Below are 5,572 nucleotides of genomic sequence, written 5' to 3'. Positions count from 1 at the left end.
CGGCCGGTCCCTCACCCGCCCCACCGACGTCGTCCAGGTCAGCCTGGCCCTGGCAGCCCGCCGCCTGCTGCGCACCTGACCGCCGGCCGGCCCCACCCGCGCCACCGTGCCCCGGACCGCCCGCCCGCGGTCCGGGGCACCGTCGTGCGCCCCTCCGGCGGCACCGCCCGGACGCCCACTGGGCACCCGCACAACCCGCCCCCGCAACCGTTGGTACACCGCCGCGAGCACGGGTTTTCCGCTGTACCGGCACCCTGCGCGCGTGCTGATCTGAGCACCACTTCCGCACGGAGCACCCGCACGGAACCTCCGCACGGAACCTCCGCACGGAACACCCGCACGGACGAACGACGATCCCCGTGCCCAGGCCCCGGTCCCGTCAGGGCCGGCCACCTCCGGCCCCAGCCCCGGCCACGGTCGCGCGGCACGCAATCAAGGAGCAGTGATGCCCCGAGCATCGGACGAGGCGTCCACCCTCAGGGTGGAGAACCTCGACGTGACCTACGGACGCGCGGTCTCCGCACTGCGCTCCGTGAGTCTGGACGTGCCGCCCGGCAGCGTCGTCACCCTGCTCGGCGCCAACGGCGCCGGCAAGACCACCCTGCTGCGCGCGGTGTCCGGCACCCTGCGCCTGCACCGGGGAGCCGTCACCGCGGGCGGCATCCGCTACGGCGACACCGTCCTCGACGGACAGGACCCGGTCGCCGCGGTGCGCGCCGGAGTCGTCCAGGTGCCGGAGGGCAGGCGGGTGTTCGCCGGGCTCACGGTCGACGAGAACCTGCGCTCCGGCGGCCTCGGCCTCGGCCGCCGCACGCCCGAGCGGATCAAGGAGGGCCGCGACCGCGTCTTCGCGCTCTTCCCCCGTCTGGCCGAGCGCACCAAGCAGCAGGCCGGCCTGCTCTCCGGCGGCGAACAGCAGATGCTGGCCATGGGACGCGCCCTGATGGCCGCGCCCAGGCTGCTCCTGCTGGACGAGCCCTCCCTCGGCCTGGCTCCGCAGATGGTCGAGCGGATCGCCGACGTGATCCGGGAGATCAACGCCCAGGGCACCTCCGTCCTCCTGGTCGAGCAGAACGCGGGCATGGCGCTCGCCCTCGCCGACCACGCCCATGTCCTGGAGGTCGGCGAGGTCCGCCTCTCCGGCCCGGCGGGCGAGCTCGCCCGCACCGACGCCGTCCGCCGCCTCTACCTCGGCGAGACCGGCGAGACCGGCGAGACCGGTGAGGCCGGCGAGAGCGGCGAGAGCGGCGAGTCCCGGGAGTCCGGCGCCACCGCCCCCGCCGGCACGGAGAGGGGCGTGGCATGAACCCCCGCACGACCGCCACCGGGCCCGCCCAGGCGCCCCAGCCCCTCGAGGTCGACGGCGTCACCGTCCGCTTCGCCGGACTGACCGCCCTCGACGACGTGTCCTTCACCGTGGCGCCCGGTACGGTCCACGCGGTGATCGGCCCCAACGGCGCCGGCAAGTCCACCTGCTTCAACGTCCTCTCCGGCCTCTACCGGCCGGCCTCCGGCACCGTCCGCTACGGCGGGCAGCGCCTCACCGGCCTGGCCCCGCACAAGATCGCCGCCCTCGGCGTCGCACGGACCTTCCAGAACATCGTCACCACCGAGGGCACCGTCGGCGACAACCTGATGCTGGGGCGGCACGCCCTCACCCGCGCCGGGTTCGTCTCCTCCGCGCTCCACCTGCCGCACGCCGTCCGCGAACAGCGCACGCACCTCGCCCGCGCCCGCGAGATCGCCGAACTCGTCGGTCTGGAGCGCCACTTCGACTCGCCCGTCGCCCTGCTGTCCTACGGCGACCGCAAGCGCGTCGAGATGGCCCGCGCCCTGTGCCTGGAGCCCCGCGTCCTCCTGCTGGACGAACCCGTTGCCGGGATGAACACCAGCGAACGTGCCGCGGCCGTCGAGGTCGTCCGCACCGTGCGCGAACGGCTCGGCCTCTCCATCGTGCTGGTGGAGCACGACATGGGGCTGGTGATGCGGCTGGCCGACGAGGTCACGGTCCTCGACTTCGGCCGGCGCATCGCCCACGGCACCCCCGACGAGGTCCGCCGGGACCCCGAGGTGCTGCGCGCCTACCTGGGGACCGGAGCCGACGACAGCGGAGCCGACAACAGCGGAGCCGACGACACCGGAGCCGACGACACCGGAGCCGAGCCCCCCGGCGCCAAGAACCGCGGCCCCGAGGGCGACGGCCCCGGAACGCCTGGAAAGGAAGCGGCATGACAGGCCTGCTCGACACCCTCCTCGCGGGCCTCGCCCTCGGAGCGGTCTACGCGCTGGTGGCGCTCGGCTTCGTGATCATCTTCAAGGCGTCGCACGTCATGAACTTCGCCCACGGCTCCATGCTGCTCCTCGGCGGCTACCTCACCGCCGTGCTCCACGAGCACCTGGGCTTCGCCGCGGCCCTCGCGGTGGGCGTCCTCGCCACCGCCGCGCTGGCCGGCGCCGTCGACCGGGTCCTGCTGCAGCGCCTGCCCCAGGACCCCAAGGCGGCCCACGTCGCCACCATCGTCACCATCGGCATCGACATCCTGCTCGTCACCGACCTGGCCCGCCGGATCGGCGGCGACCTGCTGTCGCTCGGCGACCCGTGGGGCGACAAGGTCCGCACCCTCGGCCCGGTGACCGTGCCCGACAGCCGGCTGGCCGCCGTCGCCGTCTCCGCGCTCGTCATCGGCGCCGTCTTCGCCCTCTTCCGGTACAGCCGCTGGGGTCTGTCGCTGCGCTGTGCGGCCGAGGACACCGAGGCCGCCGCCCTCCAGGGCGTCCGGCTGGGCCGGACCCGCATGCTCGCCTGGTGCCTGGCCGGCGCCCTCGCCGCCCTGGCGGCGGTGTTCCTCGCCGCCTTCCCGGCCACCGGCCTGGAGCGCACCACCGGCCAGATCGCCCTCAAGGCCTTCCCCGCCGCCATCCTCGGCGGCCTCGCCTCACCCGTCGGCGCCCTCGCCGGCAGTCTGGTGATCGGCCTGACCGAGGCATTCGTCATCACCTACCAGAGCGACCTGCACGTCCTCGGTGACGGGCTGAGCGACGTCGCCCCCTACGTGGTGATGATCCTGGTGCTGCTGGTGCGGCCCAACGGACTCTTCGGAGCGAAGGGAGCGGTCCGTGTCTGACGCCGCCAAGCCCCTGCTGCGCCTGACCGGGCTCCTGATCCCGCTGCTGGTGCTGTGCGCCCTGCCGTTCTACCTGGAGTCCTACTGGCTGCGGATCGGCCTGTTCTCCATGGCCGCGGCCATCGGCGCCGTCGGACTGAGCCTGCTGTCCGGGACGGCCGGCCAGCTCTCCATGGGTCACGCCTTCTTCCTGGCCGTCGGCGCCTACGGCTACGTCTGGTTCTCCGGCGACCCCGGCCTGGGCCTCCCGCCCGCCGTCGCCATGGTGCTGGCCGTCCTGCTCGCCGGTGCCGCGGGCGGTGTCTTCAGTCCGGTCGCCGGCCGGGTGAAGGGCATGTACCTGGGCATCGCCACCCTGGCGCTGGTCTTCGTCGGCCACCACCTGATGCTCACCATGGACGGCGTCACCGGCGGCTTCAACGGCCGCTCGGTGGAGCCGATGGAGATCGGCGGCCTCGTCCTCGACTCCGGGCACGACGACCTCGCGGTGCTGGGCGTGCCGTTCGGCGCCGAGGAGCGCCTGTGGTACTTCGGCCTGGCGCTGCTGGCCTTCACCTGGTTCACCGCCCGCGGCCTTCTCCGCGGGCGCCCCGGCCGGGCGCTGGTCGCGCTGCGCGACAGCGAGACCGCCGCGTCCGTGATGGGCGTCCCGGTGGCCCGCTACCGGTCCTCGGCCTTCGTGGTCTCCTCCATGTACGCCGGTCTGGCCGGGGTGCTGATCGCGCTGTCCTTCCGCCGGGTGGTGCCGGACTACTTCGGGCTGGTCCTCTCCATCGACTACCTGGCCATGATCGTCATCGGCGGGCTGGGCTCGGTGGGCGGCGCGGTCGCCGGAGCCTTCTTCGTGACCGCCCTGCCCCTGGTGATGGCCAAGTACGCCGACCAGCTCCCGCTGGTCGCCGCCCCCGGTTCCGCGGACGGCTCGCTCGGCCCGACCGAGGCATCGCGCTACCTGTACGGCGCCGCGATCGTCGTGATCCTGCTGTGGGCCCCCGACGGCCTGCACGGACTCGTCCGGCGGCTGCGGCTGCGGCTGCGGCGCGAGCCGTCCGCGGCACCCCCCGAACCCGGGCTCGCCGAGCCCGTGAATCCCGCACCGACCACCCTCCCCGCCGTTCCAGTCAAGGAGCACACCCCGTGAACGCAACGCCCCGTGCGCACCGTCGCGCCACCCGCATCACCGTCGCCGCGGCCCTGTCGGCGCTGCTCGTCGCGGGCTGCAGCAGCAAGGCCGAGGACCCCAAGGGGGAGGAGGGCGCCGGCGGCGTCAAGGGCGGCCCGGGTGTCACCGACACCACCATCAGGATCGGATCGCTGACCGACCTGACCGGCCCCTACGCCACGCTCGGCGAGTCCATCACCAACGCCCAGAAGATGTGGGCCGACGAGGTCAACGCCCAGGGCGGCATCTGCGACCGCAAGATCGAGATCACCGTCAAGGACCACGGCTACGACGTCCAGAAGGCCGTCGCCGCGTACTCCGAGGTGGCGCCCGACTCCGTCGCCCTCTCCCAGGTCATCGGCTCCCCGGTGGTCGCCGCCCTGGTCGACGACATCGGGAAGGACCAGATCCTCACCTACCCGCAGGCCTGGTCCGCCTCGCTGCTGGGCATCGACCCCGTCCAGGTCACCGGCACCACCTACGACATCGACATGATCGCCGGCGTCGACTTCCTGACCACCGCCAAGGGGATCGGGAAGGGTGACAAGATCGGCCACGTCTACTTCGAGGGCGACTACGGCGCCAACGCCCTGGAGGGCTCGAAGTGGGCCGCGCAGAAGGCCGGCCTGGAGATCGTCGAGCAGAAGATCAAGCCGACCGACCAGGACCTGTCCGCCCAGGTGGCCGCCCTCCAGAAGGCCGGGGTCAAGGCGATCCTGATCAGTGCCGGTCCGGTGCAGACCGCCTCCCTGGTCGGTGTCGCGGCCTCCCGCGGGCTCCAGGTGCCGGTCGTCTCCAACATCCCGGGCTACTCGCCGCAGCTGATGGCCTCCGAGGCCGCCCCGGCCCTCGAGGGCATGCTGAACATGATCAGCGCCGCCCCCGCGGTCAACGCAGAGATCCCGGGTGTGAAGGACATGGTGGCCAAGTACCGGAAGGCCTACCCGAAGGCCCCGGTCGACACCGGTGTGCTCTCCGGCTACAACACCGCCCTGCTCCTCGGCCTCGCGCTGGAGAAGGCCTGCGACAACGGCAGCCTGGCCCGTGAGGACGTCGTCGAGGCGCACCGCCAGCTCGCCGACGCCGACACCGGTCTCGGCACCCCGCAGGACTTCAGCAACGTCGAGCGCCCGGCCTCGGTCGAGAACTACGTGCTCAAGCCGTCCAAGGACGCGCTCGGCGGCGCCGAGATCGTCGAGGAGGCCGCCGTCGCCCCCGGCGTCGAGGAGTACCTGAAGGAGAAGGGCCGCTCCTGACCCGTCCGGTCCGCCCGGCGCCCGTTTTT

5 protein-coding genes are annotated in these 5,572 nt (G+C 73.1%); all 5 read left to right on the top strand.

The genetic code is table 11. The features are described 5' to 3' along the window. Positions 1-445: 445 nt before the first annotated feature. From HW445_RS16815 to HW445_RS16795, 5 genes are read left to right on the top strand one after another with little or no spacing between them, the layout of a single operon-like run. Positions 446-1,306, top strand: coding sequence for an ABC transporter ATP-binding protein (locus HW445_RS16815; protein ID WP_180221834.1), 861 nt, complete (start codon positions 446-448; stop codon positions 1,304-1,306). Continuing rightward, complete coding sequence (locus tag HW445_RS16810; RefSeq protein ID WP_180221833.1) at positions 1,303-2,232, top strand: ABC transporter ATP-binding protein; 930 nt, start codon at positions 1,303-1,305, stop codon at positions 2,230-2,232. The genes HW445_RS16815 and HW445_RS16810 overlap by 4 nt, the downstream gene beginning before the upstream one ends. Beyond that, positions 2,229-3,125, top strand: a complete 897-nt coding sequence (locus HW445_RS16805; RefSeq protein ID WP_151770651.1) for a branched-chain amino acid ABC transporter permease — start codon at positions 2,229-2,231, stop codon at positions 3,123-3,125. Before HW445_RS16810 ends, HW445_RS16805 begins: the two co-directional genes overlap by 4 nt. After that, on the top strand, positions 3,118-4,266 hold the full coding sequence (locus HW445_RS16800; RefSeq protein ID WP_180221832.1) for a branched-chain amino acid ABC transporter permease: 1,149 nt from the start codon (positions 3,118-3,120) through the stop codon (positions 4,264-4,266). The genes HW445_RS16805 and HW445_RS16800 overlap by 8 nt, the downstream gene beginning before the upstream one ends. After that, positions 4,263-5,543: an ABC transporter substrate-binding protein gene (locus HW445_RS16795; RefSeq protein ID WP_180221831.1), complete on the top strand. Its 1,281-nt coding sequence runs from the start codon at positions 4,263-4,265 to the stop codon at positions 5,541-5,543. The genes HW445_RS16800 and HW445_RS16795 overlap by 4 nt, the downstream gene beginning before the upstream one ends. Positions 5,544-5,572 lie beyond the last annotated feature (29 nt).

Source organism: Streptomyces sp. UH6 (assembly GCF_013421635.1).
Classification (GTDB): domain Bacteria; phylum Actinomycetota; class Actinomycetes; order Streptomycetales; family Streptomycetaceae; genus Streptomyces; species Streptomyces abyssomicinicus.
The sequence above is the reverse complement of the archived record's forward strand: the minus strand, read 5'-3'. Positions and strand labels throughout refer to the sequence as shown.